21 protein-coding genes are annotated in these 23,730 nt (G+C 72.7%); 9 read left to right on the top strand and 12 right to left on the bottom strand.

Annotated features, from left to right (window positions below; genetic code table 11):
- From IF47_RS0121185 to IF47_RS0121140, 10 genes are all read right to left on the bottom strand, one after another.
- The coding region (locus IF47_RS0121185) for a cbb3-type cytochrome c oxidase subunit I (protein WP_245641184.1) at positions 1 to 567 on the bottom strand (567 nt) is incomplete at its 3' end.
- A gap of 215 nt (positions 568 to 782) precedes the next feature.
- Entirely contained in the window at positions 783 to 1,394 is a 612-nt protein-coding gene (locus IF47_RS0121180; protein WP_031510485.1) for a GNAT family N-acetyltransferase, read from the bottom strand.
- Positions 1,391 to 3,595, bottom strand: coding sequence for a penicillin acylase family protein (locus IF47_RS0121175; protein WP_051718013.1), 2,205 nt, complete (start codon positions 3,593 to 3,595; stop codon positions 1,391 to 1,393). The genes IF47_RS0121180 and IF47_RS0121175 overlap by 4 nt, the downstream gene beginning before the upstream one ends.
- A 10-nt stretch (positions 3,596 to 3,605) precedes the next feature.
- A complete protein-coding gene (locus tag IF47_RS0121170) occupies positions 3,606 to 5,174 on the bottom strand; it encodes a DHA2 family efflux MFS transporter permease subunit (protein WP_078592016.1) in 1,569 nt (522 codons plus the stop codon).
- A 6-nt stretch (positions 5,175 to 5,180) separates the two neighbouring features.
- Positions 5,181 to 7,010, bottom strand: a complete 1,830-nt coding sequence (locus IF47_RS0121165; RefSeq protein WP_051718011.1) for an IucA/IucC family protein — start codon at positions 7,008 to 7,010, stop codon at positions 5,181 to 5,183.
- Positions 7,007 to 7,579, bottom strand: coding sequence for a GNAT family N-acetyltransferase (locus tag IF47_RS0121160; protein WP_031510481.1), 573 nt, complete (start codon positions 7,577 to 7,579; stop codon positions 7,007 to 7,009). Before IF47_RS0121160 ends, IF47_RS0121165 begins: the two co-directional genes overlap by 4 nt.
- Positions 7,576 to 8,913, bottom strand: a complete 1,338-nt coding sequence (locus IF47_RS0121155) for a lysine N(6)-hydroxylase/L-ornithine N(5)-oxygenase family protein (RefSeq protein WP_051718008.1) — start codon at positions 8,911 to 8,913, stop codon at positions 7,576 to 7,578. The genes IF47_RS0121160 and IF47_RS0121155 overlap by 4 nt, the downstream gene beginning before the upstream one ends.
- A gap of 22 nt (positions 8,914 to 8,935) precedes the next feature.
- The gene (locus tag IF47_RS0121150) at positions 8,936 to 10,495 is read right to left on the bottom strand and encodes a pyridoxal phosphate-dependent decarboxylase family protein (RefSeq protein ID WP_031510479.1); all 1,560 of its coding nucleotides are present in this window, start codon (positions 10,493 to 10,495) and stop codon (positions 8,936 to 8,938) included.
- Between the two features lie 134 nt (positions 10,496 to 10,629).
- The gene (locus IF47_RS0121145; protein ID WP_031510478.1) at positions 10,630 to 11,523 is read right to left on the bottom strand and encodes a siderophore-interacting protein; all 894 of its coding nucleotides are present in this window, start codon (positions 11,521 to 11,523) and stop codon (positions 10,630 to 10,632) included.
- Positions 11,524 to 11,605: 82 nt separating this feature from the next.
- Positions 11,606 to 12,643 carry an ABC transporter substrate-binding protein gene (locus tag IF47_RS0121140; protein ID WP_031510477.1) on the bottom strand — a complete coding sequence of 346 codons (1,038 nt, stop codon included), beginning with the start codon at positions 12,641 to 12,643 and terminating at the stop codon, positions 11,606 to 11,608.
- Positions 12,644 to 12,817: 174 nt separating this feature from the next.
- Here IF47_RS0121140 and IF47_RS0121135 point away from each other — a divergent pair, with 174 nt between their 5' ends.
- The 3 genes from IF47_RS0121135 to IF47_RS0121125 all read left to right on the top strand — a co-directional run bounded on the left by IF47_RS0121135 (position 12,818) and on the right by IF47_RS0121125 (position 15,800).
- Positions 12,818 to 13,849, top strand: coding sequence for a FecCD family ABC transporter permease (locus IF47_RS0121135; protein ID WP_051718006.1), 1,032 nt, complete (start codon positions 12,818 to 12,820; stop codon positions 13,847 to 13,849).
- Complete coding sequence (locus tag IF47_RS0121130; RefSeq protein ID WP_031510475.1) at positions 13,846 to 14,874, top strand: FecCD family ABC transporter permease; 1,029 nt, start codon at positions 13,846 to 13,848, stop codon at positions 14,872 to 14,874. Before IF47_RS0121135 ends, IF47_RS0121130 begins: the two co-directional genes overlap by 4 nt.
- A 65-nt stretch (positions 14,875 to 14,939) precedes the next feature.
- Entirely contained in the window at positions 14,940 to 15,800 is an 861-nt protein-coding gene (locus IF47_RS0121125; RefSeq protein ID WP_051718016.1) for an ABC transporter ATP-binding protein, read from the top strand.
- Between the two features lie 63 nt (positions 15,801 to 15,863).
- Here IF47_RS0121125 and IF47_RS0121120 read toward each other — a convergent pair whose 3' ends face one another.
- Entirely contained in the window at positions 15,864 to 16,763 is a 900-nt protein-coding gene (locus IF47_RS0121120) for a TIGR03619 family F420-dependent LLM class oxidoreductase (RefSeq protein ID WP_031510473.1), read from the bottom strand.
- Positions 16,764 to 16,963: 200 nt separating this feature from the next.
- Here IF47_RS0121120 and IF47_RS30835 point away from each other — a divergent pair, with 200 nt between their 5' ends.
- The 5 genes from IF47_RS30835 (at position 16,964) to IF47_RS0121095 (ending at position 22,481) form a co-directional block, all read left to right on the top strand.
- Entirely contained in the window at positions 16,964 to 18,298 is a 1,335-nt protein-coding gene (locus tag IF47_RS30835; RefSeq protein ID WP_157840014.1) for a hypothetical protein, read from the top strand.
- 53 nt (positions 18,299 to 18,351) lie between these two features.
- The gene (locus IF47_RS0121110) at positions 18,352 to 19,554 is read left to right on the top strand and encodes a cysteine desulfurase-like protein (protein WP_031510471.1); all 1,203 of its coding nucleotides are present in this window, start codon (positions 18,352 to 18,354) and stop codon (positions 19,552 to 19,554) included.
- A gap of 213 nt (positions 19,555 to 19,767) precedes the next feature.
- A complete protein-coding gene (gene wrbA, locus IF47_RS0121105) occupies positions 19,768 to 20,385 on the top strand; it encodes an NAD(P)H:quinone oxidoreductase (protein WP_031510470.1) in 618 nt (205 codons plus the stop codon).
- 146 nt (positions 20,386 to 20,531) lie between these two features.
- Positions 20,532 to 21,734 (top strand): serine hydrolase domain-containing protein, encoded by a 1,203-nt coding sequence (locus IF47_RS28060; RefSeq protein WP_031510469.1) that lies wholly within the window; start codon positions 20,532 to 20,534, stop codon positions 21,732 to 21,734.
- Between the two features lie 147 nt (positions 21,735 to 21,881).
- Positions 21,882 to 22,481 (top strand): DUF2165 domain-containing protein, encoded by a 600-nt coding sequence (locus IF47_RS0121095; RefSeq protein WP_051718003.1) that lies wholly within the window; start codon positions 21,882 to 21,884, stop codon positions 22,479 to 22,481.
- A gap of 113 nt (positions 22,482 to 22,594) precedes the next feature.
- Here the strand turns inward: IF47_RS0121095 and IF47_RS0121090 are convergent, their stop codons facing one another.
- Entirely contained in the window at positions 22,595 to 22,942 is a 348-nt protein-coding gene (locus tag IF47_RS0121090; RefSeq protein WP_031510467.1) for a DUF1330 domain-containing protein, read from the bottom strand.
- 240 nt (positions 22,943 to 23,182) lie between these two features.
- On the opposite strand from IF47_RS0121090, the gene IF47_RS0121085 reads away from it, so the two are divergent.
- Complete coding sequence (locus tag IF47_RS0121085; RefSeq protein ID WP_031510466.1) at positions 23,183 to 23,725, top strand: dihydrofolate reductase family protein; 543 nt, start codon at positions 23,183 to 23,185, stop codon at positions 23,723 to 23,725.
- Positions 23,726 to 23,730 lie beyond the last annotated feature (5 nt).

Below are 23,730 nucleotides of genomic sequence, written 5' to 3'. Positions count from 1 at the left end.
GATGATCGTGGTGATGAAGTTGACCGAGCCCAGGATGGTGCCGAAGCCGCTCAGGCCCAGGCCCATGATCCACAGGTCCGCTCCCACGCCCGGGGTGTGCACGGTGTCGGACAGGGGAGCGTAGGCGGTCCAGCCGAAGTCGGGTGCGCCCTGCGGAGTGAACATGCTGCTGATGGTGATCAGCGAACCGAGCAGGTACAGCCAGTACGAGAACATGTTCAGCCGCGGGAACGCCACGTCGGGCACGCCGATCTGCAGCGGCATGATCCAGTTCGCGAACCCGAAGAACAGCGGGGTGGCGAAGATCAGCAGCATGATCGTGCCGTGCATGGTGAACGCCTGGTTGAACTGTCCGTTCGACATGATCTGCAGTCCCGGACGGGCCAGTTCGGCGCGCATGAACAGGGCCAGGAGGCCGCCGACGCAGAAGAAGAAGAACGAGGTGACCAGGTACATCGTGCCGATCGTCTTGTGATCGGTGCTGGTCGGCCACTTCACCACCAGCCTCCCCGCCCGCCTCTTCCGCGAGGTCGGGGGCGCGGTCCCGGGTGGGGCCGTCCTCGTCATCGGTTCGCCTACGGCCATCTTCCGCCTCCTCACGGTGTCCGGGCCGCCGCATGCCCGCTGCGCGGGAGGGCGGCAGACCCACACCATATCTCTCTCGCGAGCGAGATACTTTGAAGGGGGTGCGGACGGAACCGGGCCGGTGGCCATGGCGCCGAGCGGGGAAGCGAGTGCCGAGCGGGTGGGCGGGGGACCGGCGAGCCGACCCCGCCCACTTCTCAGCCGACGGTGCGGGCGAGGAAGTCGTCCCGGTCGAGGAAGACCATCCGAGCCGGTTTCTCCGGCAGCCGGACCTCGGGGCCGAGGACGAAGCCGGTCCGCAGCAGACGGGCGATGGCCTTCTCGTTGCGGGCGTCGGGCTCGGCGACGATCCGCTTGCGGGCGGGGTCCTCGGCCAGCACATGGGCGAGGAAGGTCCTCACCAGGGTGTCGGTGAAGCCCGGCTCCGGGACGCCCGTCACGGGACCGATCAACAGATGGAAGCCGAAGTCCCCCGGCCGCACCTCGTAGTACTTGCCGATCGGGTCGGCGTCCGGCTCGTACGTCTGGAAGAGCGCGACCGGCCGGTCGTCGCGGTGGATCAGGTACGCGTGGTGCGTGGACAGGGAATCCAGGTACTCGTAGATCTCCAGGACCTGGGCGCGGGTGTGGTCGCGCATCCCCCAGAAACGGGCCCTCTCCTGCGTCACCCAGCCGTACAGCAGGTCGATGTCGCGGGCCGGGTCCACGGGGGTGACGCGGACCGTGCCGAAGCCGTCGACGTGCCTCTCGTACACGGCCTCGCGGCGCCGGGGCGCGGACGCGCCGTCGGGTGCGGTGTCGGGGGTCACATCTCTCCTCGGTCGGATCGGTCGGATCGGTCGGGTCGGTCGGAGGGGGCGCCGGCTTCCCGGACCAGACGTGCCCGGTCGGTGACGACCGGGACGAGCTCGCACCGCGCCCACAGCGGAAGCTGATCACGGTGGTGCGGATGACCGGGCACGCCCGACGCGCCGAGCGGCACCACCCAGGCGCTGTCCTCGCGGCGGGCGAGGTCCCAGACGTAGCGGGCGGCGGAGGCGCGGGCGCCGAGGTCGGTGACGCCGGGCACGCTGGAGGTCGCCAGCACGCAGTCGTGGTCGCCGGAGAGGGCGGGCCAGGGTTCGGGGGGTTCGGCGGGGAGCGCCTGCCAGGGCGCGAGCCGGTGCGTGTCGCCCCACCGCGCCGGCGGGCCGTCCGCGACCGCCTGGCGTGCCGCCACCTCCTCGACGGCCGCCCGCACCACCCCGACCCGGTCGGCGAGCGGCAGCAGTTCCGTGGTCAACAGGTGCTCCAGGGCGTAACCGACACGGGGGAGGAGCGCGAGCCAGGGCCGGAACACCTCCGGGACGGGCGGCGGGTCCGCCAGCGGGCGGAGCCGCGGGTGGTCGGCCAAGTGCCGCACGGTCTCGTGGCGGACGGCGGCGAACGACGCGGCGTCGACGCTGTCCGCCTCCATCCGGCGGTCCCAGCGCAGCAGCCGTTCCCGCAGCCGGCGGGCGTCGGGGCCCAGCTCCGCGGGGTCGATCCGGTCCAGCAGGTCCAACAGGGGCGCGGCCGAGGCCAGGTGGGTGTCCCGGTGGACGGCGGCCATGTCCTCGGCGGACCACCGGTCCGACTCCTCCAGCAACTTTCGGATGCGCGCGGCCCGGTGCGGCGGCGCGAACTCGACGCCGAGGAGCTCGGCGAGCCCCCGCTCGTTGGCCATGACGGCGATGCCCTCGACGCGTGCGCGCGGCATCGGCCCGTACCAGCCCCGCCAGGCGTACCGGGCGTCCCAGGCGGGCACGACACGCCGTCGGTTGTCCGGATGCCGCACGGGGACGACGCCCGCCACCCGGTGCAGCGTCCCACCCGCGGTGTCGGCGGCCAGAACGACGTTGACGGGCTCCACCCAGCCGTCCAGGGCCCGGTCGACGTCGGCGACGCTCCGGGCCCGCAGCAGGGCGGGCAGCACGCCGAAGCCGAGGTCCTCGCGGACGCGCGGGGGGTGGCGGAGGCCGATCGCCCAGAAGGCGTCCGGATCCTCGGCGTCCTCGGCGTCCTCGGCGTTCTCGGTCCCCTCGACGGCTTCCGCTCCCCACGCCCGGGCGTCGGGGCCGTCGACGACGACGGGACCGCGCTCGGTCTCGATCACCTCGACCGTCACGGGGTCGGCGCCGGCCACCTCGACGGTCTCGACGTGGCGCGCGGCGGGCCGCAGGCCGTCCGGGCCGAGGGCCTCCACCGCCGTGCCGTCCGGCCCGGTGCGTCGCAGCCGTTCGAGGTAGAGGTCCTGGTAGTCGGCCATGGCGTTGGTGATGGCCCAGGCCACGTGGCCGGTGTGGCCGAAGTGGGCGATGCCGGGGACACCGGGGACCGCGAGCCCGACCACGTCGAACTCCGGGCAGACCAGCCGGACCTGCTGGTAGATCCCCGGAGCCTCGATGAACCGGTGGGGGTCCCCGGCGATGATCGCGGCACCGCCGGCGGTGCGGTCCCCGGTGACGAGCCAGCCGTTGCTGCCGGAGGTCCCGGGACCGTCGCCGGCGAACACCCCCACCCATCGGGGGCCGAGCCGACGGGTCACGGTGTCGCGCCAGAACTTGGCGGGGAAGCCCGCGAACAGCACGTGCGTGGAGAGCCAGACGCCCAACGGCGTCCACGGCCGCCACACACCGGGAGCGAGCCCGGTCGCGGCGAACTCGGGCGCTCGACGGGCCCCCTCGGCGAGGCCGGCGTTGACCCCGTCGACGTAGGCGCGCACCCAGGAGGCGGTCTCGGGGTCCTTCCGTTCCAGGGCGGCCAGGCACCGCCGGGCGGTGTCCTCCAACCGGGCCTGCCGCGCGAACCGGTCCCAGGGGACGGCCTCGGCGCCGAGGAACGCCGCCGTGGTGCCCTGGACGCGGTGCCGTTCGACCTCGATCTGCCAGGCGCGGTCCACGGCCGCGTTGTGTCCCTGGGCGAAGGCCAGCCCGTTCGCGTCGTCCGCGCGCAGGTGTGGGACGCCCCAGGCGTCCCGGAGGATCTCCATGCCCACCTCGTCACCCTTCTCTCGACAGGGGAGGCGGCCCCGTGGCCGCTTCCCGTGCGGGCCGCGCGGCGCGGTGGAGCAGCACCCCGGCCACGCAGCCGCCCAGCAGGACCGCCGCGGCCCCGGCCAGCTGGCCGGTCTGGAGCCCCGCGGCGAACGCCTCGGTGACCGAGGCGCGCTCCGCCCCTCCCGAGGCCTGCGCCAAGGCGGCGGGCAGCGACTCGGCGGTGTCCACGGAGCCCGGCAGCAGGGCGTCGAACCGGGAGACGAAGACGGCCCCCAGCACGGCGACGCCCAGGCCGGTGCCCATCTCCACCAGCGTGCCGTTGACCCCCGCGCCCGCGCCGGCCCGCTCCTTGGGGATGGCGCTCATGATGGCCTCGGCGATGGCCGGGTTGGCGCAGCCACAGCCGGCGCCCATCAGGACGAGCCCGAACAGCACCCCGCCGTAGCCCCCCGCGCCGACGAGGGCGACGACCGCGAGACCGACCGCCATCAGGGCCATTCCGGAGGCGATCGCGGCGGGCAGACCGAGGCGCGTGATGAGCCGGGCGGAGAGACCGGTGAAGTTCACCAGTCCCACGGTCAGGGCGAAGGGCGCGATGTCCAGGCCCGCCTGGAGCGGGGTGTCGCCGCGGACGAACTGGAACTGCTGAGTGAGCAGGTAGAGGGCGCCGCCGCTGCCGAAGGTGACCAGGACGACGCCCGTGACGGCTCCGGTGAAGCGGCGCTCGCGGAACAGCGACATGTCGAGCATCGGGTGCTCCGTCCGTCGTTCCCACCGGACGAAGGCGGCCAGGACGGCGACGCCGAGCAGGGCCGGGACGAGGACGTCGGCGGAGGTCCAGCCGTGCTCCGGTCCGGTGATGACGGCGTAGACGACCGAGGTCATGCCGACGACGGAGAGCACCGTGCCCGGCAGGTCCGGGCGGCCGGCGCGCGGGTCCCTGGACTCGGGGACGAGGGCCGTGACGGCCACGAGGCCGATCAGCACCACCGGAATGTTGATCAGGAAGACCGCGCCCCACCAGTAGTGGTCGAGCACCAGTCCGCCGACGACCGGCCCGGCGGCGAACCCCAGGGCGTTGACGGCCCCCCAGATGCCGATGGCCTTGGGCCGCTCGTGGGCGTCGAAGACCTGCATGACGACGGCGAGGGTGGTGGTCAACAGCAGCGCCGCGCCCACGCCCATGCCCGCGCGGGCCGCGATGAGCTGCGCGGAGGAGCCGGCGAGCCCGGCCGCGAGCGACCCGGCCCCGAAGAGGACCAGACCGACCAGCAGCATCCGTTTGCGGCCGTGGCGGTCGGCGGCGCTGCCCGCGCCGAGCAGCAGACCCGCCTGCACCAGGGCGTAGGCGTTGATCATCCACTGGACGTCGGCGGTGGACGCGCCCAGCTCGGAGGTGAGGGACGGGATCGCCACGTTGAGCACGGTGTTGTCGAGCACCACCACGAGCTCGGCGAGGCAGACCACGGCGAGGATCGCCCAGCGGGCGGGGTGCCCGCCGACCGGCCCGGTCCCCGACACGTGGCCGGGGACCGGGCCGGCGGATTCGGCGGTCGGATCGGTCGTCGCCATGCCGGGTCAGGCCCTCCCGGGTGCGAAGGGGGCGATGGGGTTCCTCAGATCGCCGACGAGTTGGAGCGCGCCGGACGGGTCCGCCAGGTCCACCATCTGCCGGTTGTCGCGCAGTTGGAGCCGGTTGAGGCAGGAGAGCGCGAACTTCTCGGCGAAGATGTCGTACCGCTCGAACCGTTCGGCCAGCTCCGGCACGGACTCCTGGTAGCGGAGCACCGCCTCGGCGACCGTGCGCCAGAAGGCGTCCTCCGTCAGCACGCCCCGGTCGGCGAGGATCGCGCCGAGGTGGCGCAGGAAGCAGTCGAAGACGTCGGTGAGGATCGACAGCAGCCGCATCTCCTCGGGGACCTCGGCGCGGATGCGCTCCACCTTCGGGGGCAGCTTCGCATCGGGGTTCATCACGACGATCTCCTCGGCGATGTCCTTGAACACCACCCGGGCCACGGCGTCGCCCTCCAGCACCAGGATGACGTTCTCGCCGTGCGGCATGTACACCAGGTCGTGGGCGTAGAAGCTGTGCAGCAGCGGGGTGAGGTAGGCGTCGAGGTAGCGGCCCAGCCACTCCTCGGGGGTCAGCCCGGAGCGTTCGATCAACGCGGCGGCCAGCGAACGCCCCTCGCGGTCGGTGTGGAGCAGGGCCGCCATGGTGGCCAGGCGCTGTCCCTCCTCCAGTTGCGGGACGGGGCTCTCCCGCCACAGGGCCGCGAGCATCTTGCGGTACGGCGAGTAGCGGTCGGTGGCGGCCTCGTAACCGGGGTGGCGGTAGCCGACGGCGGCGCGTTCGCGGATGACGCTCAGCCCGGTGCCGCGCAGCACGGGGTCCTTGGCGATCAAGTCGGCCAGCCAGTCGTTGATGGCGGGGGTGGCCTCCATGTAGGCGGCCGACAGACCCCGCATGAAGCCCATGTTCAGCACGGACAGGGCCGTCTTCACATAGTGCTTGGCGGGGTCGCCGGTGTTGAAGAAGGTCCGGATGGACTGCTGGGCCAGGTACTCGTCCTCGCCCTCGCCGAGGAGGACGATCCGGCGCTCGGCGACCTCCGAGGAGAACGTCACGGCGAGCTTGTTCCACCACTGCCAGGGGTGGACCGGGATCAGCAGGTAGTCCGCGAGGTCCAGGCCCAGGCCGCTCATGACGGAGGCGAAGCGGTCGAGGGTGCCCGGTCCGAGTTCGGCGCGGAGCAGCGTGGCGTAGTCGGTGTCGGCCGAGCAGGTGAAGGTGGTGTGGTCGCGGTGGGCGGCCACCCACAGCAGCCGTACCGGTGAGGCCGTCTCCGGGGCGTAGGCCAGGTACTCGTGGACGCCGAAGCCGAGGCGGCCGTTGTTGGCGACGAAGCAGGGGTGACCCTCGGTCATGCCGGTCTCGATCGCCTGGAAGTCGGAGGCGGCGAGCTCGTCGGCGCCGACGGGTTCCTTGGCGAGCTTGTACGCGGTGCTCGCGAGGGTGGAGCCGATCTCCTCCAGGTAGACGGGGAGGACCTCGTCGCTCAGGCCGAGGGCGCCGCGGAACTCGGTGAAGAAGGCGAGGGCGTCCAGCGGCGCCTCGGCCCCGTCGCGCAGACGGGTGATGCCGGCGGCGTCGATCTGCCAGTGGTCGAGCGCCATCAGCCGAGCGGTGAAGCGGTACTCGACGCGGCCGTCGTCGCTGGTGACGGCGTAGCGGCCGTCGCCCAGCGGAGTGGGGGTCAGCAGGCGTTCGTGGGAGAACTCGGACAGGGCCTTGCGCAGCAGCAGCCGGACGGCGGCATCCCAGTTCTCGGGGGTCAGATGGGCCACGGCCGCGTGGGGATCGGCGTGGTGAGTGGCGTGGTGAGTGGCGTGGGGGCGGGGTGTCACGGGGTGGCTCCTCGTACGGCGGCCTCGAACCGTCGGCGGGTGCAGACGCTGAGCAGGGCTTCCTTCTCCGGTTTGACGATCCGCCGGACGACCTCGAAGCCGACGGCGGCGTTGAGGGCGTGCACGGCGGTGTTCCGGACGTCGGGTTCGACGACCACGCGCCGGGTCGCCGGGTCGTCGAAGAGCATCGCCATCACCGTGGTGATGACGGCCAGGGTGAAGCCGTGGACGGGTCGGTCGGCGGGCGCGGTGAGGAAGTGCATGCCGACGTCGCCCTCCTCGTGGTCGTACAGCCCGGCGAGTTCCACGTGCGCGGGGTCGTAGCGTTCGACGAGGAACGCGGGACGGCCCCGGTGCAGGCCGAGGAAGGCGTCGTGGTGCGGGTGTTCGGCGATCTTGCCGTACTCGTGGGCGACCTCGGCCTCGTCGGCGTTCTGCATCATCCAGTACACGGCCTTGGGGTGGGTCACCCAGCCCAGCAGCAGGGCCGCGTCGGCCTTCGGGTCGAGGGTGACCACGGAGAACTCGCCCAGCTCGGGGTCCTCGCGGCGGAAGACGGTGTCCCTCACGCGATGTCCCCCTCGGGGGCGCCGAACTCCTGGAAGGCGATGGTCTTCTCGATCGGGTAGACCTCGCGGCCGAGGATGTCGCGGATGATGCAGGAGTTGCGGTACGGGCCCATGCCCAGGTCCGGCGAGGTGACGCTGTGGGCGTGGACCGCGCCGTTCTGCAGGAAGACGCCGTGGCCGGTGACGTCGACGCTGTAGTTGCGGGCGACGTCGAAGCGTCCCGAGCCGTCGAAGCGGAGTCGGTCGCGGATGCCGTCCAGGAAGGCGGGGACGCGGTAGCGGTAGCCGGTGGCCAGGATCAGCCCCTCGGTGGTGAGCGTGAACTTTCTGTCCTGCTCGTGCTGGTGGAGGCCGAGGGTGTAGGTGCCGCTCGCCTCGTCGTAGGAGGCGGAGGCGAGGGCGGTGTTGGTCAGCAGCCGGGTGGGGACGGGACCGGAGACGCTCTTGCTGTACAGCAGGTCGAAGATGCCGTCGATGAGATCCGCGTTGATGCCCTTGAAGAGGCCCTTCTGCTCGTCCTCCAGCCGGTGGCGGGTGGCCTCGGGGAGGGCGTGGAAGTAGTCGATGTAGTCGGGGGAGGTCATCTCCAGGGTCAGCTTGGTGTACTCCAGCGGGAAGAACCGCGGGGAGCGGGTGACCCAGGTGAGGCTGTAGCCGTGGGCGTCGATCTCGGAGAGCAGGTCGTGGTAGATCTCGGCGGCGCTCTGGCCGCTGCCGACGACGGTGATGCTCCGCTTGGCCTGGAGGGCCTCCTTGTGTTCCAGGTAACGGGAGTTGTGGATGGCGTCGCCGCCCAGCCCCTCGCAGGCCGCGGGGACGTGGGGCGGGGTGCCGGTGCCCAGGACGAGTCGGCGGGCCAGGTGCTCGGTGTGCTCTCCGGTGGTGGTGTCGCGGGCGGTGACGGTGTAGAGGCCGCTCTCCTCGTCGTGGGAGACGGCGGTGACCTCGTGGCCGAAGCGGACCGAGGAGAGCCGGCTCGCGGCCCAGCGGCAGTAGGCGTTGTACTCGGCGCGCAGCGGATAGAAGTTCTCGCGGATGTAGAACGGGTACAGCCGGCCGGACTGCTTGAGGTAGTTGAGGAAGGAGTACGGGGAGGTGGGGTCGGCCAGGGTCACCAGGTCGGCCATGAAAGGCGTCTGCAGGGTGACGCCGTCCAGGAGCATCCCGGGGTGCCAGTCGAATGCGGAGCGGCTCTCCAGGAAGAGGCCGTCGAGGTCGTCGATCGGCTCCGTGAGGCAGGCCAGGCCCAGGTTGAAGGGGCCCAGGCCGATGGCTATGAAGTCGTACGGGGCGCCGTGCGGGGCGTTGTGAGAGGTGCCGTCAGGGGTGGACACGTCGTCTCCGGTTGAGGGTGCGTCAGGCGGCCGGTGAGCCGGTGAGGTGGGCGGCGGACAGGTGGTCCTTCGCGTGCGCCGCGATCAGGTCGAGGACGGCGCGGATGTCGTCCGGTGAGGTCTCGGGGTTGAGCAGGGTGAACTTCAGGTGGTGCCGGCCGTCGACCACCGTCCCGGCGACCACGGCCTCGCCGGAGGCGGCCAGGGCCTCGCGGGCGTGGAGGTTGGCCAGGTCCACGGCCGTCTCCCCGACGGGCTCCTCGGGCACGTAGCGGAAGACCAGGGTGGAGAGGGTGGGCTTGGTGACGACGGTGAAGCGCGGGTCGTCCTCCAGCAGTCGCCAGGCGTCGGCGGCGAGGTCCACGACCCGGTCGAAGAGCGCGCCCACCGCGTCGGCGCCCATGATGCGCAGGGTCAGCCAGAGCTTCAGCGCGTCGAAGCGACGGGTGGTCTGGAGAGACTTGTCGACCTGGTTGGGGATGCGCTGCTCGGCGCTGCGGGCCGGGTTGAGGTAGTCGGCGTGGTAGGTCGCGTGCCGCAGGGTGTCGCCGTCGCGGACGATGACGGCACTGGAACTGACCGGCTGGAAGAAGGACTTGTGGTAGTCCACGGTGACCGAGTCGGCCCGCTCGATGCCCTCCAGGAGCCGGCGACGGGTGGCCGAGACCAGCAGCCCGCAGCCGTAGGCGGCGTCGACGTGGAACCACGTCCCGGCCTCCTCGCACAGGTCGGCGATCTCCGGGAGGGGGTCGATGGAACCGAAGTCGGTGGTGCCGGCGGTGGCGGAGACGGCCATCACGGTCAGGCCCTCCTCCCGGCAGCGCCGCAGTTCGCGGGCGAGGGCGTCGACGCGCATCCGGCGGTCGCCGTCGCAGGGCACGGAGACGACGGACTCCGGTTCCAGGCCGAGGAGTTTGGCGCTCTTCAGGACGGAGAAGTGGGCGGCCTCGGAGGTGAGGACGCGCAGTTTCGGCAGCATCGCGGAGACGGGCGGCGGGGTGGGGGAGTTCTTCCGCAACAGCCGGAAGGCCTCCTCGCGGGCCAGCAGCAGCGCCTGCAGGTTGGACTGGGTCCCGCCGCTGGTGAAGACGCCGTCCGCGGCCCGGCCCAGACCGATGCGCGCGGCCGTCCAGTCGACGAGCCGACGCTCCATCAAGGTGCCGCCCGCGCTCTGGTCCCAGGTGTCGAGGGAGGAGTTGACGGCCGAGAGGACGGCCTCGCCGAGGAGGGCGGGGAGCGCCACCGGGCAGTTGAGGTGGGCCAGGTAGCGGGGGTGGTGGAAGTAGACCGCGTCGCGGAGGTAGATCCGCTCCAACTCGTCGAGGGCGGCGGCCGGGTCGCCCAGGGGCCGGTCGAGGTCGATCGCGCTTATCCCGGGAGCCAGGTCCTCCGGGGTGACTCCGGTGAACGGGCGAGCGGTTTCGGCGACCGCCCGGGCGACCCGCGCCACGCCTTCGGCCACCAGGCTCCGGTAGTCCTCGGCGGTGGCGTTGTTCAACAGGTGGGAGCGGGGATCGTCGGCGGCTTCGGCCGCTTCGGCGACGGTGCCGGCGAGGGGAGCAGGGGATCCCTGGAGACTCACGCTCGGGTCCTCCGAGTTGGGGGCGTTTGACTTAGGTGAGGCTAGCCTAACTTGACCTTGGTTGTGCAAGAGCCCCGTGCGCCGCGGGACGTCATATCGGGGGTATCGGGGCTCCGTAGGGGACCGAGCCGCCGTCACGCGGCGCCGGCGAGCGCCTCGGCGCGCAGGCCCTCCTCGGAGACGCCCAGCCGCCAGTAGCCGGAGAAGGCCACCCGCCCCCGTTCCAGGCCGCGTTCGGACACCAGGTGGCGGCGCAGCGCGCGCACCGCGCCGGACTCGCCCGCCAACCACGCGTACGGGGTGCCCGCGGGCAGCACGGCCGCGCGCACGGCCTCGACCACCGCGCCGTGCGCGCGGCCGTCCTCCCGCACCAGCCAGGTGACCTCGGCGTCGGCCGCGGTGGGCAGCGGACGGGTGTCCTCGGCCCGGGGCACCTCGACCCACACCCGTGCCCGCGTTCCGGCGGGCAGCCAGGCCAGGATGCCCGCGACCGCCGGCAGCGCCGTCTCGTCGGCGGCGAGCAGCACCCAGTCGGTGTCCGAGGGGGGACGGAAGCCGACGCTCTTGTTCTCCGCCGTCCGGGGGCCCAGCAGACGGACCCGGTCCCCCGGGCGGGCGCCGCGCGCCCAGCGGGTGGCGGGCCCGGTGTCACCGTGCAGGACGAAGTCGACGTCCACCTCGCCCGCCTCCGGGCGCTGCCCGCACACGGTGTAGGACCGCATGACCGCGCGCACCGAGGGGTCCATCGCCCGCCAGGCCGCGAACCAGGCGTCGCCCAGCTCCACCGGGACGACCGGCTCGGCCTGGCCGGGGTGCGGCAGGAAGAGCGAGAAGCTCTGGTCCCGACCGCCGCCCGCGAACTCCCGGAGCTGCTCCCCGCCGAAGGTGATCCGGACGATGGAGGGCCCGAGCCGTCGGCGGCGCACCACCGCGGCGTCGAAGAAGCGGAACGGCGAGGCCGGCCGGGCGGCGGGACGACGGACCGCCCTCGGGGGAGCGGCGAGCGGGACGGCGGTGCGCGGAGTCATCCGCTGATCTCCTTCTCGACGGGTGGCTGTCCTGCGGGGTCCTGCGAGGTCCGACGGGCGCCCGCGGGCGCCCTGCCCGGTCTCAGCCGAGCTTCTTGGCCTTGGAGATGGCGTCGGCCAGGTTCTCCAGCAGCGGAGCGGCGCCCTGGTAGGAGAAGCGCGGCACCGGGTCCCACTCGGCGACCTGTCCGGCCTTGACCGCCGGGAGGGACGTCCAGGTGGGCTTGGACTTCAGGTCCTCGGGCTGCAGCGCCGTGCCGCGGTTGTCGAGGATGATGAGGTCGGCCTCGTACTCGCCGGCGTTCTCCCAGCTAAGGCTCTGGAAGTAGCCGCCGCTCTCCTTGGTGTCCTCGGGGATGACGAAGTTCACGCCGAGCTCGGCGAAGTAGTTCAGGTCGGCCGCGGGCTCGGGCGTGGAGACGTAGAAGTAGTCGGCACTGCCGGAGGCGGCCATCACCCGCAGGCCGCCACTGGCCTTGGCGGCCTTGCGGAGCTTCTCGGAGGCGGCCTCGAAGCGGGCCTTGCCGTCGGTGACCTGCCGGGACCTCAGGTCGGCGCCCAGGGACTCGGCCAGTTCGGCGTAGCGCTGGATCGGCTTGAGCAGGGAGACGTTGGCCACCTGGACGGCGACGCTGGGGGCGAGCTTGAGGATCTTGTCCTTGCTCTCGTCCGGCACGTACCACAGCGACCCCTCGTCGTACTGGTGCGTGACCAGCAGCTCGGGGTTGAGCGCCGCGTACTTCTCGATGTCGAACTCGCCCCAGACGTTGCCGATGACCTCGATCTTCTTCACGTCCAGGTCGCCGGCCTGGGGGTGGGCCGAGCCGTCGTCCAGGGTCGTCTCGCCGAAGACGCCGACGATCCGGTCCTTGAGCCCGAAGTCGGCGAGGGCGGCGGCGGTCCCGGTGAACGCCACGATGCGCTCGGGCGTCTTGTCGGCGGTGACCTTCTCCTTGCGGTCGTCGGTGAACGACCAGGAGCCCCCGTCCTTCCCCGATCCCTTCCCCGAGGTCCCCGAACCGCCGTCGCCGCACGCCGACAGCAGGGCGCCCAGGCCGAGGGCGCCACCCGCCGCGAGGAGACCCCGGCGGGAGAGGTTGACGGTTCTTTCACGGGACATGGCTGTGCCTCTCTAGCAAACGCACATGGGAAACGACAGGGGATCAGACGACCGGTCGCGGCTGTTAGGTTAACCTAACCAAAGTCCGAGCCCAAGGGGGTGGCTCGCCCGCCCCGGCACCACCGGAGTCCGCACGTGTCAGTGATCAAGTCATCGCCTCCGGAAGGGAGGACGGTGCCGGCGCCGTCCCCGCCCACCGAGGGTCCCGCCCCGAGGAGCGGCACCGCCCTGCGCTCCGCGGGGCTGGTGGGCGCCCTGGCGCTGCTGCTCGCCCTGCTGGTGCTGAGCATCGGCTTCGGAGCCCGGTCGCTGACGGTGGGCGAGGTCTGGGACGGACTCTTCGACCGGAACTCCGCCACCTGGGCCGTCGTCCACGAGATGCGGCTGCCGCGCACCCTGCTCGGACTGCTCACCGGGGTGGCCCTCGGGCTGGCCGGCGCGGTGATGCAGGCGCTCACCCGCAACCCGCTCGCGGACCCGGGACTCCTGGGCATCAACGCCGGGGCGTCGGCGGCCGTGGTCACCGCCATCGGCTTCCTCGGGGTGACCGGATTCACCGGTTATGTGTGGTTCGCCCTGGTCGGCGCCGCCGTCGTCTCCACCCTCGTCTACGCGATCGGCGGCGGACGCGGAGCCACCCCGGCCCGGCTGGCCCTGGCCGGCGCGGCCCTCAACGCCGCCCTGTACTCCTACGTCAACGCCACGATGATCATGGACAGCGCCTCGCTGGAGCGGATGCGCTTCTGGACCGTCGGCTCCCTGGCCACGGCCCGGATGGACACCGTCGTCCAGGTGCTGCCGTTCGTGGCCGCGGGCCTCCTGACCGCCCTCGCCCTCGCCCGACCGCTCAACGCCCTCGCGCTCGGCGACGACCAGGCCCGCGCACTCGGCGCCCGGCCCGAGCGGGTCCGGGCGGCCTGCATCGTGGCCATCACCCTGCTGTGCGGCGCGGCCACCGCCGCGGCCGGTCCCATCGTCTTCGTCGGCCTGATGGTGCCGCACTTCGTCCGCGCGCTCACCGGCCCCGACCTGCGCTGGATGCTGCCCTACTGCACGGTGCTCGCCCCCGTGCTGCTGCTCGGCTCCGACGTGCTCGGCCGGCTGCTGGGCCGCCCCGGCGAACTCCAGGTCGGCGTCGTCACCGCGGTCCTCGGCGGCCCCCTCTTCCTCTACATCCTGCGGCACCGGAAGGTGGCGGCGGCATGAGGACCCTCCGCGTCGGACAGACGCTCAGCCTCCGCTACCGTCCCCGGGCCCTGGTCGCCGCCGCCGGCTGCCTGCTCGTGGCCCTGGCCGCCGGCGTCGTCACCATCGGCAGCGGCGACTACCCCATGAGCCCCGCCGAGGTGCTGACCACCCTCACCGGCGGCGGCACCCCCTCCCAGGACTTCATCGTCAACGAACTGCGGCTGCCCCGCGTCCTGGCCGCCCTCCTCGTCGGCGCCTCCCTGGGCCTGGCCGGCGCGGTCTTCCAGTCCGTGGTGCGCAACCCGCTGGGCAGCCCGGACATGCTCGGCCTCACCCAGGGGGCGTCCACGGGAGCGCTGATCGTCGTCCTCGCCGGCGGCGGCAGCGCGGCCCTGGCCGGCGGAGCCGTCGCCGGGGGCCTCCTCACCGGCCTGCTGATATACGTCCTCGCCCGGCGTCGCGGCCTCCACGGCTTCCGGCTGATCCTCGTCGGCATCGGCGTCATGGCGATGCTCACCGGGGTCAACAACTACCTGCTCACCCGCGGCAAGCTGATGGAGGCCTCCCGCGCGATCCTGTGGATGACCGGCAGCCTCGACGGACGCGGTTGGCCCGAGCTCACCCCCCTGCTCATCGCGCTGGCGATCCTGGGACCCGTGATCGTCATCGGCTTCGGACGCGGCCTGCTGATGACGGAGATGGGCGACGACGCGGCCCGCTCCCTGGGGGTCGCGGTCGAGCGGTCCCGCACCGTGCTGCTGGGCTCCGCCGTCGTCCTGGTCTCCTTCGCCGCCGCCTGCGCCGGGCCGGTCTCCTTCGTGGCGCTCACCGCGCCCCAGCTCGCCAAGCGACTCACCCGCGCGCCCGGCCCCAACCTGATGCCCGCCGCCTGCATGGGCGCGACCCTGCTGGTGCTCGCCGACTGGGTCGCCCAGAACCTCTTCGCCGAGCGACAGCTCGCCGTGGGCGTCGTCACCGGCCTCCTCGGCGGCGGCTACCTGGTGTGGCTGCTCGCCACCCAGCGGAAGGCGGGACGCATATGAGGGCACACGCGACGGTGGACATCGAAGACGGAGAAGACGGACACGCCGAGGACGGAGCGGAACGGATGACGCAGGGCACGCACGACGCCTCCACGGCGGCGGCCGGAGCGACGAGACTCAGGGGCGAGGGCCTCACCCTCTCCTACGACCGGCGGACGATCGCCGAGAACCTCACGGTCGCGATACCGGACCGGTCGTTCACCGTCATCATCGGCCCCAACGCCTGCGGCAAGTCCACCCTGCTGCGCGCCCTGTCGCGGATGCTCAAGCCGGCCGCCGGCTCGGTGCTCCTGGACGGCAGGGACATCTCCTCGCTCAACGCCAAGCAGGTCGCCCGTACCCTCGGCCTGCTGCCGCAGTCCTCCACCGCGCCCGAGGGGATCTCCGTCTCGGAGCTGGTCTCCCGGGGCCGCTACCCGCACCAGGGGCTGCTGCGCCAGTGGTCCAGGGAGGACGAGCGGGTCGTCGCCGAGTCCATGGCCTCCACCGGCGTCGCCGAGCTCGCCGACCGCTCGGTGGACGAACTCTCGGGCGGGCAGCGACAGCGGGTGTGGATCGCCATGGCGCTGGCCCAGCAGACACCGCTGCTGCTGCTGGACGAGCCGACGACGTACCTGGACCTCGCCCACCAGATCGACGTCCTGGACCTGTGCGCCCGCCTCCACGAGGAGGAGGGCCGAACCCTGGTCGCCGTCCTCCACGACCTCAACCACGCCGCCCGCTACGCCACCCACCTGATCGCCATGCGCGACGGGCGGGTCGTCTCCTCCGGCCCCCCGGCCGAGGTCGTGACCGCCGAACTGGTGGAGGAGGTCTTCGGGCTGCCCTGCCGGGTCATCGGCGACCCGGAGACCGGCACCCCGCTGGTGGTGCCCGCCGCGCGCCGGCACGCACGGAAGCCGCCGGCGGTGAAGAGCGCCTCCTGACCCTCCGCGGCGTGCTCGGCACGCCGCGGACGGCGAGGGCGGAGGATGGCGACGGGCGGGCGATCAGCCCCGACCGGCGGCGTCCAGGATTCGCCCGCACAGCTCCAGGGCGTGGTCGACGTCGCGCGACAGGTACATCGGGTCGACGAAGGCGTGCTCGACGCCGGCCTGGCCGTGGGCCCGCTTCAGGGCGTCGACGATGTCGTCGACCGTGGCCTCGGAGGCGGGGTTGACGCGCAGGATCACGTCCAGTTCCCCGGGGTCCCGTCCGGCCCGACCGGCCTCCTGCCGCATCCATGCCATCGGCTCGGTGATCGAGACGGGGTCGAAGTCGCCGGGGAGGGTGACGACCGGCAGCCAGCCGTCGGCGCGCCGGGCCACGCGCCGCATCGCCCGCGGGGCGAAGGCCCCCAGGTAGATCGGCGGGCGGGGCTCACGGGCGGGTTTGAGACGGACGTGAGCGGCGGGGATCGTCCACCGCGGGCCCCGGTGCTCCACCGGGTCGGTGGTCCACCACGCCCGGAGAACGTCGAGGCACTCGTCCAGCCGGGCGCCGCGCTCCTCCATGGGCACCCCCACGGCCCGGTACTCCTCGGGGGACCAGCCGGTGCCGAAGCCGGCCAGGAGCCGCCCGCCGCTGATCCGGTCGATGCCGGCCAGTTGCCGGGCGAGCAGGGCCGGCGGGTACCAAGGGGCGTTGACGACGTTGCTGCCCAGCAGCACCCGTTCGGTCGCCACGGCCGCCGCGGTGAGGACGGTGAACGGATCCGCGGCGAGGCGGAACTCCTCCGGGACGCCGTCCGTGCCCGGGTAGGGGACGCTGGGGGAGACGGGCGCGAGCAGACGGTCGCCGACCCACAGGCCGGCCGCCCCGAGCGCCTCGGCCTCGCGGGCGAAACGGGGGACCTCGGAGATCCGCTCGCCCAGGGGGCCGAACTGCGGCAACGCGAAACCGATCCGCACGGTTTCCTCAACTCCTCTGTCGAAGAATCTGACTGACGGCGACTCGGGGAACGGTGAAAGGTGTACCGTGCAACGTGTCGCGGGCCGGTCGAGGGGGGTCTCGGGACCCTGCCCACGGCCGCCGGCGGAACGTGTGCCGGCATCGACCACGCCCCGAACACCCGGCGGCACGATACGAGTTCACACACGGGGGGTAAACGGTGCCTTCCAGGCGTCATCGGCTGGTTCTCGCCGTGCTCGGCAGCCTCGGCGTGGTACTGGCGCAGACCGGTCCGGCGTCCGCGCGGGTGCCGGACGAACGGCCGTGCGCCACCGCGGCCTCGTCCACCATGCCCGACTGGGCCTGGACCGGCGCCACCACGGTGGAGCGGCAGCTCACCATGGCGGGCACGGACTCGCACGACCGCGCCGACCCGCTGATGGGGACGATTCGGCCGCGGATCGACCCCGCCGCCTACGCGGACGGGACGACCGGCGAGAGACTGCTGCGCCCCGTCGGCCCGCTGGGCCACCTGGGCCCCCTCGGGCCCTGGGGTCCGCTGGGTCGGTACGGCCCCGTGGGGGAGGCCGGTGAGCACTGGGAGACACAGCTCCACCACATGCGGCAGAACCCCTTCCTGGCCTCGCTGCTCGACACCTGGGGCGTCCTCGCCGAGCCCGTCCTGGGGGAGGAGGGCCCGCTCGGCCCGTCCGGGCCGGTCGGCCGGCAGGCCTACTGCGAGGACCTGGCCGCGATCAACGAGGTCTCCGGGCAGTTGCGGGCCGGCGGTGTGTACGGCCCGCTCGGGCCCACCGGACCCCTGGGCGTCCACGGGCCGCTCGGGCCGCTCGGCCCCCGCGGTCCGCTGGGAGCCCTCCTCGACCCGGACGACGGCCGGTACTTCGAGAACGGCGAACTCGTCACCGAGGTCGAGGGCGCGGCCCCCTGGGGCGGTGGCGAGAGGCGCGCCTACGAACTGGTGGAGATGTACCCGGCCGGACGCGCCCGTGCCGCCGACGTCGACCTCGACACGTCCTTCACGGCCGTCGACGCCGTGGCGCCCGGCCGGTCGCTCGACTACCCGATGACCTCCTCCCAGGAGCAGTTCGTCACCGTCACGGTGGTGCCCGACGGCGGATTCGCCGACCTGCCCTGCATGCTGAACGCCTACGGCGTCAACCCGTGCGCCGTCTACCCGGCCCTGTCCGTGTATCCCAACGGGGCGGCGGTCGACACCGAGGACGTCCTGATCCGCGACGTCTTCGGATTCCCGGCCCCGTGGAAGACCCCGCGGGAGATCACCGACCTCCACACGCTGGAACTGCTCGACGGCTCGGGCGACGTCGTGGCGCGCTCCCGGGCGACCCGGTACGTCAATTGGATCCAGATCAAGGTGCCCGCCGGCGCGGAGCTGACCGCGCGGGTCACGGTGAACTCGACCTGGGACGACGGTGCGGTCGGCGCCCGGTACCGGCTCGTCGTCACCGGCTCCACGGACTGGATCGCCTCGGCCGACTCCTCGGGCGCGCACCAGGTGGGTCCGGGGGACCTGTGACGTCCGGGTCCCGGAGATCTTGACGTGGTGCCGGGCCCGTGGAGGATGGGCCCATGCACCTCGACATCGACCGGATCCGTGGTTGTTTCCCCGCCCTCGACGAGGGGGTGGCCCACTTCGACGGCCCCGGCGGGACGCAGGTGCCCCGGCAGGTGGGGCGGGCCGTCGCCGACACCCTCTGCGGAGGCATCGCCAACCGCGGCACCGTCACCGCCGCCGAGCGGCGGGCCGAGGCCGTGGTGCGGGAGGCCCGGTCTGCCATGGCCGACCTGCTGGGCTGCCGCCCCGAGGGCGTGGTGTTCGCGCGGTCGATGACGCAGGCGACGGTCGACATGGCACGGGCCCTGGCCAAGGGATGGGGCGAGGGCGACGAGGTCGTGGTGACACGGCTGGACCACGACGCGAACATCAGGCCGTGGGTCATCGCCGCCGAGGCCGCCGGCGCGACGGTGCGGTGGGCCGACTTCGACCCGGTGACGGGTGAGCTCACCGTCGACCACGTGGCCGCCGTGCTGACGCCGCGCACGCGGCTGGTGGCGGTGACGGCCGCGTCCAACCTGCTCGGCACCCGGCCCGACGTCCCCGCGATCGCCGAGGCGGCCCACGCGGTGGGCGCGCTGGTGTACGTGGACGGGGTGCACCTCACCCCGCACGCCGCCGTCTCGATGACGGACTGGGGCGCGGACTTCTACGCCTGCTCGCCGTACAAGTTCTTCGGCCCGCACCACGGTGTGGTCGCCGCCGCCCCCGAACTGCTGGAGACGATCCGCCCCGACAAGCTGCTGCCGTCCACCGACGCCGTCCCCGAGCGCTTCGAACTCGGCACGCTGCCCTACGAGACGCTGGCCGGGACGGTGGCCGCCGTTGAGTTCATCGCCGACCTCGGCGACCCGCCGGCCGGTGCGCGACGCGCCCGACTGCTGGAGTCGATGCGGCGGGTGGAGGCCCACGAGGAGGAACTCTTCGGTCGGCTGCTGGACGGACTGGCGGCGCTCGACGGCGTCACCCGGCACGGTTCGCCGAAGCGACACACCCCCACCGTCCTGTTCTCCGTGGCGGGCCACACGCCCCGCGCGGTGTACGAGCACCTGGCCCGGCTGGGGGTGAACGCGCCCGCGGGCAGTTTCTACGCGATCGAGGCGGCTCGCCGCATCGGCCTGGGAGAACCGGGCGCCGTACGGGCCGGCCTCGCCCCCTACACCAGCGCGGAGGACGTCGACCGGCTGCTCTCCGGCGTCGCGGAACTGGTGGCGTAGAGCGCCTCGTTCGGCGCCGGGCCCGGCGCGTTCGGCCGGGCCCGGCGGACTCTTTGGCGGCACCGTTTCCACCCGGGGAGGATTTCGGCGGCAGAATGGTTTAAGGTTCAACATATGCCGTGTCCCGCGACCACGAACCGCGGCGGCGGGATTCGGCATGGGCCACCGGCCCTCCATGGACACGACACCGAACGAAACGGAGACCGAGAAACCGTGAGTGCTCAGACCAAGCTCGCCGTCGTCTACTACTCCTCCACCGGCACCATCACCGCGATAGCCCAGGAGATCGCCGAGGCCGCGGAGAAGGCCGGCGCCGAGGTCCGGCTGCGCAAGGTCGCCGAGCTCGCCCCGCAGGCCGCCATCGACTCCAACCCCGCCTGGGCCGCCAACGCCGCCGCCACCGCCGACACCGTCGAGGCCACCCCGGACGACATGGTGTGGGCCGACGCGGTGATCTTCGGCTCGCCCACCCGCTACGGCAACATCGCCTCCCAGCTCAAGCAGTTCATCGACACCCTCGGTGGCCTGTGGGCCGAGGGCAAGCTCGCCGACAAGGTCTACAGCGGCTTCACCTCCTCCGCCACCGCCCACGGCGGCCAGGAGTCCACCCTGCTGGCGCTGTACAACACCATCCACCACTTCGGCGGCATCCTGGTCGCCCCCGGCTACACCGACCCGGCCAAGTTCGCCGACGGCAACCCCTACGGCACCTCCCACGTGGACGCCCAGGGCAACAACCCGGTCGACGACACCACCCGCACCGCCGCCCGCATCCAGGCCGAGCGCGTGGTGAAGATCGCCTCCGCCCTCAAGGCCGGCCTCGCCGCCTGACCGATCGGGGCACGCTCCCCGCGTTCGGTGACCGGGCAGCCTCCCATCCGGGGGCTGCCCGGAGCGGGAGAGTTCGGGAGAGCCCGACCGTGTGGTCTCCGGCCGACCGGATGGCCGCTCACCGCCCGCCTCCGTACGGTCGGTCCATGTCGATCCCACGACGCCGGATCATCCGCCGGGCGGCGACCGCCCTCGCCGCCGCGCCCCTGCTGCCCCTCACCCTTCCCGGAACCGGTACGGCGGCGCCACCCCGGTTCGCGCGACTGCAACAGGACGCCGACGCGCTGCGCGACGCCGGGGTCACCGGCGTGTCGGCCAGGCTGGACACCCCCCACGGGACGTGGACCGTCCGCAGTGGAGTGGGCGACCTCGGCACCGGACGGCCCGTCCCCCTGGACGGATACGTGCGGATCGGCAGCACCACCAAGACGTTCGTCGCGACCGTGCTCCTCCAGCTCGTCGGGGAAGGGCGCGTGTCGCTCGTCGACACGGTGGAGCGCCGGCTGCCGGGCGTGGTCCGGGGCAGCGGGAACGACGGCCGCCGCGTCACCCTGCGGCACCTCCTCCAACAGACCAGCGGAATCCCCGACTACACCGCCGACGTCGTCCCGGAGTACAGCGCCGAGGGGTACCGGCGGAACCGCTGGACCACCTACACCTCCGCGGAGCGCGTCGCCCTCGCCATGAAGCACCCGCCGTCCTTCGAACCCGGGGCGGACCGGGAGTACTCCAACACCAACTACGTCCTGGCCGGCATGGTGATCGAGGCGGTGACGGGCCGCCCCTGGGACGAGGAGGTGCGGAGCAGGATCCTGCGCCCGCTGCGGCTCGTCCGCACGCTCGCCCCCGGCGACCGGCCGTTCCTGCCGCGCCCCCACGCCCGCAACCACCAGCAGTTCGAGTCGGGCGGGCCGATGGTCGACACCACGGTCGCCTACCTCCCCTTCGACGGGGACGCCGACGGATCGCTGATCGGCACCACGGCGGACGTCAACAGGTTCTTCACGGCCCTGATGCGGGGGGAGTTGTTGGCTCCCGCCCAACTCGCCGAGATGCGGCGGACGATCGAGGTCCCCCGGGAGCCCGGGAGTCCGCCCGGCAGAGGCGGCGGGCTCGGCCTCTACCGGACGCCGCTCTCCTGCGGAGGCGAGTACTGGGGGCACGACGGCAGTGGGTTCGGCTCCACCGTGCACCCCGCCGTGACCCCGGACGGGCAGGCCGCCGTCACCGTCTCCCTGCACAGCCGCCCCGCCGACGAGGCCACCGCCGTACGTCAACTCCAGGGCGTCGGGGACCTGATCGACCACGCCCTGTGCGCCGCGCGCGACGCCGGAGCCCGGTGGCGGTGACCGGTTGTTCCGTCCTGGAACCTCGGTTCGGGGCGGGGAGGCCGGTGGTCGAGAAGAGGGCACGATCGGGGTGAAACCCGAGCGCGCCGCCCGGCGACCCTGCCAGGATCGAGGACGACGACCGAGGGTCCGACCGGAGGAGGACGCATGGCAGGCGGGGGAGAACGCGCGGAGACCCGGACGGGCGGGCTGCTTTCACTGGGCACACCGCCCGTCGCGGCGACCGTGCTGACGGGGATCGTCGCGGTCTACATGGCCCTGGTGGCTTTCGGCAACATCACGGACTTCGACACCAACCGGCAGTTCGTCCGGCACGTCCTGGCGATGGACACCACTTTCGAGGACCCGGACCTGATGTGGAGGGCGATCGAGTCGACCGCCCTCCAGGACGCCGCCTACGTGGCCATCATCGTCTGGGAGACCCTCACCGCCCTCGTCCTCCTCGCCGCGACCTGGCTCTGGGCGGTGGGCCTGCGCGGTGGCGACCACGGCCGCGCCCGCCGAGCCGCCACCCTCGGCCTGGTGATGGTCCTGCTGCTGTTCGGGCTGGGCTTCTTCGCCATCGGAGGGGAGTGGTTCGCCATGTGGCAGTCCTCGGACTGGAACGGTCTGGACGCGGCGGCGCGGAACGTGATGCTCGCCGCTTTCGCGCTCGTGGTGGTCAACCTTCCGGCCCGGCGCGGGAACGACCGTCGGACCGACGGGACGCCGCTCGCGAAGGCGGTGGACGAGGAACGGGCCGTCTGAGGACCGGGACACCGTGCCGACCACGCTGCCACCGTCTCCACCCCTCCGCGGACGGTCCCGACGGCGAGCACGCACGACCGCGCCCGCCGTACGAGGCCGGCGCGCACCGGTGCTCAACCGGCGGGCAGGGCCTCCCGCATGGCCTTGGCGGCGGCGGTCGGGTCGTAGCCCTCGGGGACTCCTTCGACCAGGATGATGTCGCCCTCGATGTGCCGTGAGCGCAGCGGCGCGATCTCCTGGTAGGCGGGCGAGTCCCACCAGGCCCGGGCCTCGGCGATCCCGGGGAAACCGATCATCACGACGTGCCCGGGCCAGCCGCCCTCCTTCACCTCGTGCTGCGCGGCGTGCACGAGGAAGCGTCCGCCGTACGGCTCGAAGGTGGCGGAGATGCGCTCGATGTACTCGGCGATCTCCGGGTGCGGGGCGGCGTCTCGCAGGTGGGCTATGACGTAGGCGGGCATGGTGTCCTTCCGGTCGGTCGGGCTCGGTACGTGGACGATCGTGGCATCCGGAATCGACGGGGTCGATTACCTGTCGGGTCATGGACCCCGGCCCGCGGAGCGGACCCGTCGCCCCGGTAGGCGACAGGCCGCGGACACCCGCGCCCGGACGCCTCCCCGTGCCGGGCGATGAATTCCCGTGCGGCCGGCCGTCACCACCACGGGGACGAGCGCGTTGATCCGGCCGGAGGGTGATTGATCATGGCGAAGCTGCTGTACTCGGTCGGCATGTCACTGGACGGGTTCATCGCCGGGCCGGGAGGGGACATGTCCTGGTTGGCGGACCGAATCGGCCCCAACCCGGCGGTGGACCGGCTCGTCGACGAGACCGGCGCCCTGCTCGTCGGCAACCGCACGTTCCGCGGCGACGACCCGTACAAGGGGACGGAAGGGGAGGGCGAGGCGTTCGGCGGGGGATGGAGCGGGCCGCAGTTCGTGCTCACCCACCACGTCCCGGACGTCCCGGTGCCGGGCGTCACCTTCGTCGGCGACCTCGCCGGCGGCGTCGCGGCGGCCAAGGCCGCCGCGGGGGAGAAGTACGTCAACGTCCTGGGGGCCAGTGTCGCCCGGCAGTGCCTGGAGGCGGGCCTCCTCGACGAGATCCTGGTGTGCGTCGTGCCCGTGCTGCTCGGCGACGGCGTCCGGCTGTTCGACCACCCGGGCGGAACCCGCGTCGGGCTCGAACGCGTCGACGTCACGCAGGCCCCACACGCCACGAACATCTGGACGCGCGTCGTACGCTGAGCCGC

The organism is Streptomyces megasporus (assembly GCF_000718985.1).
GTDB lineage: Bacteria > Actinomycetota > Actinomycetes > Streptomycetales > Streptomycetaceae > Streptomyces > Streptomyces megasporus.
Note: the sequence above shows the minus strand (reverse complement) of the source record. Positions and strands in the feature narration are given on the sequence as shown.

Excerpts from the sequence above, each read along its gene's own strand:
- IF47_RS0121175 (WP_051718013.1), bottom strand. The coding sequence starts at position 3,595 with ATGGAGATCCTCCGGGACGCCTGGGGCGTCCCACACCTGCGCGCGGAC.
- IF47_RS0121170 (WP_078592016.1), bottom strand. The coding sequence starts at position 5,174 with ATGGCGACGACCGATCCGACCGCCGAATCCGCCGGCCCGGTCCCCGGC.
- IF47_RS0121145 (WP_031510478.1), bottom strand. The coding sequence starts at position 11,523 with ATGACTCCGCGCACCGCCGTCCCGCTCGCCGCTCCCCCGAGGGCGGTC.
- IF47_RS0121140 (WP_031510477.1), bottom strand. The coding sequence starts at position 12,643 with ATGTCCCGTGAAAGAACCGTCAACCTCTCCCGCCGGGGTCTCCTCGCG.
- IF47_RS0121130 (WP_031510475.1), top strand. The coding sequence starts at position 13,846 with ATGAGGACCCTCCGCGTCGGACAGACGCTCAGCCTCCGCTACCGTCCC.
- IF47_RS0121125 (WP_051718016.1), top strand. The coding sequence starts at position 14,940 with ATGACGCAGGGCACGCACGACGCCTCCACGGCGGCGGCCGGAGCGACG.
- IF47_RS0121110 (WP_031510471.1), top strand. The coding sequence starts at position 18,352 with ATGCACCTCGACATCGACCGGATCCGTGGTTGTTTCCCCGCCCTCGAC.
- IF47_RS28060 (WP_031510469.1), top strand. The coding sequence starts at position 20,532 with ATGTCGATCCCACGACGCCGGATCATCCGCCGGGCGGCGACCGCCCTC.
- IF47_RS0121095 (WP_051718003.1), top strand. The coding sequence starts at position 21,882 with ATGGCAGGCGGGGGAGAACGCGCGGAGACCCGGACGGGCGGGCTGCTT.
- IF47_RS0121090 (WP_031510467.1), bottom strand. The coding sequence starts at position 22,942 with ATGCCCGCCTACGTCATAGCCCACCTGCGAGACGCCGCCCCGCACCCG.
- IF47_RS0121085 (WP_031510466.1), top strand. The coding sequence starts at position 23,183 with ATGGCGAAGCTGCTGTACTCGGTCGGCATGTCACTGGACGGGTTCATC.